This is a genomic window from Microcoleus sp. T2B6 (assembly GCF_036700475.1).
Classification (GTDB): Bacteria; Cyanobacteriota; Cyanobacteriia; order Cyanobacteriales; family Microcoleaceae; genus Microcoleus.
Map to the genome: position 1 here is coordinate 1 of NZ_JAUBOZ010000218.1, position 3,396 is coordinate 3,396.

Here is a 3,396-nt window from a genome sequence, read left to right on the forward strand (position 1 = left end):
TCAAGGCGACTGAAGTCGCAGCCGCTTTCCTCCCCATGTCTAAAGCCAGGGGCTTCTCGCTCGTTTTCTGGTGAAAACGTTTCTGCTTTGCGGCAGACATTCCTAGAACAAGGCCCTTATGGTCAACTTAGTGCCGATGTCCTAGCCAGAATTCAGAGGGCTGTACAAGTGTCGATCGGCATTTACGAACTTTAATAATATTTCTAATATTCTAAATTTTGTTACAATTTGTAAAAATACTGTAAAGGATAGGTAAAATGCGGGTTGCGATCGCAGGTGCGGGACTGGCTGGAATGACCACAGCAGTCGATTTAGTGGAAGCCGGCCACGAAGTAGAAATTTTTGAATCCCGCCCCTTTGTCGGCGGCAAAGTCGGCAGTTGGGTAGATCCAGACGGCAATCACGTTGAAATGGGTTTGCACGTCTTCTTCGGCTGCTATTATAACTTATTTGCGCTCATGAAAAAAGTGGGAGCTTTTGACGATTTGCTCCTCAAAGAACACGTCCACACTTTTATCAATCGAGGCGGCGAAACTGGTTCTTTGGATTTTCGCTTTCCCGTGGGTGCTCCTTTGCACGGATTGAAGGCATTTTTTACTACATCCCAGCTATCCGTACAAGACAAAATTCAAAATGCGATCGCCCTGGGAACTAGCCCGATCGTCCGGGGTTTGATAGACTTTGAAGGAGCGATGAAAACTATCCGCGATTTGGATAAAGTTAGCTTTGCTGACTGGTTCCGCAGCCAAGGTGGCAACCAAAACTCGCTCAAAAGAATGTGGAATCCGATCGCCTACGCACTGGGTTTTATCGACACTGAAAATATTTCTGCCCGGTGTATGTTGACAATCTTTCAATTCTTTGCATCGAAAACCGAAGCCTCTGTCATGCGGATGCTGGCTGGTTCTCCCAACGAATATTTGCACAAACCAATTGTGGAATATTTGGAAAACAAAGGAGCAAAAATTTACACGCGGCGCAGAGTCCGAGAAATTCAGTTTGAAGAAGGCGAAGAAACCCGCGTGACAGGCTTGGTAGTAGCAAACGGCGAAACTGAAGAAAATATTACCGCAGACGCTTACGTTTTCGCCTGCGACGTACCAGGAATTCAGAAAATATTGCCCCCAGCTTGGCGCAAATGGTCAGAATTTGACAACATTTATAAGTTAGATGCGGTGCCAGTTGCTACAGTACAATTGCGGTTCGACGGTTGGGTAACGGAACTGGAAGACGAAGCCAAGCGCAAACAGTTGAGCCACGCTGTAGGAATCGATAATTTGCTGTATTCAGCAGATGCAGACTTTTCCTGTTTTGCAGACCTAGCGCTGGCAAGTCCCAAGGATTATTATAAAGAAGGACAAGGCTCGCTGCTCCAGTTGGTGCTGACACCGGGAGATCCGTTTATTAAACAAAGCAATGAGGCGATTGCCCAACACGTACTTAAGCAAGTTCAGGATTTATTTCCCTCAGCGCGGGAATTAAACATGACTTGGTACAGTGTAGTTAAGCTCGCTCAATCTTTGTATCGCGAAGCACCGGGAATGGATGTTTTCCGCCCTGCTCAAAAAACTCCGATCGCCAATTTCTTTCTAGCAGGAAGTTACACTCAGCAAGACTACATTGATAGTATGGAAGGAGCGACACTTTCAGGCCATCAAGCGGCTAAGGCAATTCTCGAAGCTTACAGTCATTAGTCCTTAGTCTTCTCGATCCCCCCTAACCCCCCTTAATAAGGGGGGGACAAGAGTGTTCTCAAAGTCTCTCTTAATAAGTGGGGGGGGAACAGTGTTCTCAAAGTCAACCCCTACTCCCATTCTTAAGGGGGATTTAGGGGACTCCAGATTCGACAATAAACGAGAAAATCCACAATCTAAAATCTAAAATCTAAAATCTAAAATCCCATGACTGATTGGTTAGAACACAGCGTCCAAGTAGAAGTGGCAATTCCCATCGAATTAGCGTGGCAACTCTGGTCAGATTTAGAGCAAATGCCGCGCTGGATGAAGTGGATAGAATCTGTTCATGTTCTTGAAGAAGATCCAGAATTGTCTCGCTGGAAACTCGCAACTGGCGGGTTAGAATTTAGCTGGCTTTCTCGGATTCTCAAATTAGTGCCGAATCAGATAATTCAGTGGGAATCGGTAGACGGCTTACCAAATCGAGGTGCCGTAAGATTTTACGATCGCAAAGACAGCAGTATCGTCAAGCTGACAGTGGCTTACGGAATTCCCGGCTGGCTGGGAAAATTGATGGATAACCTATTTCTGGGCCGCGTGGTTGAATCGACTATTCAGGCTGACTTGGAAAGGTTTAAAGAGTATGCTCTGAAAGTGAAAGCCACATCTTAAATTCTGAGGACTTTAGTCCTTTGGTTTTTAATTGTAACGCGAGAGTCGATCGCCCTTGGGCGTCAGTATCATAGAGATGTGCTGCTGATTCCTTCTCGGTTTAGTTATGAGTTATTGCCTAAACCCCGCCTGTCAAAACCCGCAAAATGCCGATCGTACTCAATTCTGCCTGAATTGCGGCTCCAAACTGTTGCTCAGAGAGCGTTACCGCGCCATCAAACCCCTTGGGCGCGGCGGTTTCGGCCGCACTTTTTTAGCAGTAGACCAAGACAAACCCTCAAAACCGCGCTGTGCAATTAAACAGTTTTTCCCGCTATCCCAAGGTACCAGCAGCAGCGAAAAAGCAGCAGAATTATTCAACCGAGAAGCGGTGCGGCTGGACGAGTTGGGGAAACACCCGCAAATTCCCGAACTGCTGGCGCACTTTCAGCAGGAACGCTATCAGTATTTGGTACAGGAATTTATAGAAGGTCAGAATTTACAGGAAGAGTTGGCGCGGACTGGGCCTTTCAGCGAAAGTAAGATTCTCAGTCTGCTGAAGGATTTATTGCCAGTATTGCAGTTCGTGCACGATCGTAGTGTAATTCACCGAGATATTAAACCCCCCAATATTATCCGCCGCCGCCTTTCTCAAACTCCCACCATTTATACTTACCCAACCTTAACCGGGGAATTAGTTTTAGTTGATTTTGGCGCTGCAAAACTTGTGGAGGGTTTGAGAGAAACCGGTACAGTCATCGGTTCTCCCGAATTTGTGGCGCCGGAACAAATTAGAGGTCAAGCGGTTTATGCCAGTGATTTGTACAGTTTGGGAGTAACTTGCATTTATTTGCTGACTCAAATATCTCCTTTTGATTTGTTCGATATCAATCAAGATGCTTGGGTTTGGCGAGACTTTTTGAAGGTTCCAATTGATCCGAAATTAAGTCGCATCCTCGACAAAATGATCGAATCGAGTCTCAGTCGGCGCTACAAATCTGTAGCTGAGGTATTGAAAGATTTGCAGCCGCAGCAGTCGGCGGGGGCGGGTACGGGGACGGGCACGGGG

The 3,396-nt window shown here is 46.6% G+C and carries 3 protein-coding genes and 1 pseudogene; all 4 read left to right on the plus strand.

Features of this window, described 5'->3' with window-relative positions:
• Positions 1 to 195: pseudogene (locus tag QUA00_RS36385) on the plus strand (hypothetical protein); the annotation flags it as partial.
• Between the two features lie 62 nt (positions 196 to 257).
• Positions 258 to 1,694 carry a 9,9'-di-cis-zeta-carotene desaturase gene (zds, locus tag QUA00_RS36390; protein ID WP_333413437.1) on the plus strand — a complete coding sequence of 479 codons (1,437 nt, stop codon included), beginning with the start codon at positions 258 to 260 and terminating at the stop codon, positions 1,692 to 1,694.
• A gap of 207 nt (positions 1,695 to 1,901) precedes the next feature.
• Complete coding sequence (locus tag QUA00_RS36395; protein WP_015175311.1) at positions 1,902 to 2,348, plus strand: SRPBCC family protein; 447 nt, start codon at positions 1,902 to 1,904, stop codon at positions 2,346 to 2,348.
• 106 nt (positions 2,349 to 2,454) lie between these two features.
• The coding region (locus QUA00_RS36400) for a serine/threonine-protein kinase (RefSeq protein ID WP_333413439.1) at positions 2,455 to 3,396 on the plus strand (942 nt) is incomplete at its 3' end.

Coding starts and splice junctions, on each gene's coding strand:
- zds (WP_333413437.1), top strand. CDS start 258: ATGCGGGTTGCGATCGCAGGTGCGGGACTGGCTGGAATGACCACAGCA.
- QUA00_RS36395 (WP_015175311.1), top strand. CDS start 1,902: ATGACTGATTGGTTAGAACACAGCGTCCAAGTAGAAGTGGCAATTCCC.